The sequence below is a fragment of the Bradyrhizobium australafricanum genome (genome assembly GCF_020329495.1).
In the GTDB taxonomy this organism is placed as follows: Bacteria; Pseudomonadota; Alphaproteobacteria; order Rhizobiales; family Xanthobacteraceae; genus Bradyrhizobium; species Bradyrhizobium australafricanum.
In genome coordinates, this window is record NZ_JAGKJL010000191.1 from 1 (window position 1) to 812 (window position 812).

An 812-nucleotide genomic window follows, 5' to 3' on the forward strand; every position below is an offset into this window, starting at 1 on the left:
GAGTTGCGCCTTGCAAGCGCGTTGAAGTCTGCCGTCTGAGATGACGGCCGCGGCAAAGCCTAGCGAGCAGCCGCGAACCGAGTCTTGCGTGGCGTCCGGTAACGGCCGTTGCGAAGCGTAGACAGGGAGGTTGTAGGCCGGAATGAAGTGAACGGGAAAATAGCCCCGAAATCGAACGTGATCGGAGTAGCCGACCCTGTCTCTCAAAGGGGAAGGCGGAACCGCGGGCCGCGACAACGCGAGCGGTCAGAGGAGCTCCCGGGGTTCGTACCGCCAGCATGCAATCAAAGGAAGCAGCGTGAACAAGGGAGATCCATCCGGTTCAAGCGCAAGCTTTGTAAGACCTGCCAAGCCGCTGAGGTGAGAAGGGTCTGACGACCGGGTGGAAGTCAGACTGACCGATAGTACTCCGAGGACGGGAGAGCCGGCCACATGGGGAAGCGGTCAGCGGTAGTTGGATTGTTCTTGGGCGACATGGGCTCCATTCAACGGGAGTCACGGCCTTCTATTCTAAGAGAAGATCAGCTGACCATGGAAACGAAACTTGAACAAATAGCAGTGAAAGCTCGACGCGAGCCAAATCTTCGCTTCACCTCGTTGGCCCATCACATCACGCGCGACCGAGTGCAAAAGAATCTATTACAGATTCCGAAGCGCTCCGCCGCCGGGGTGGACGGACAGACGGTGGAGGCGGCGAAGGAGAGCTTCGAGGACTGGATGGGGCCAATGCTCCAATCCATCCATCGCCAGGGATATCGGGCGCCGAACATTCGGCGGGTCTATATCCCCAAGCCCGGTAAGACGGAGAAGCG

1 pseudogene is annotated in these 812 nt (G+C 59.0%); it reads left to right on the forward strand.

Annotated features, from left to right (window positions below):
• Window positions 1–531: 531 nt before the first annotated feature.
• Window positions 532–812, forward strand: a pseudogene (locus J6525_RS46490) (hypothetical protein); the annotation flags it as partial.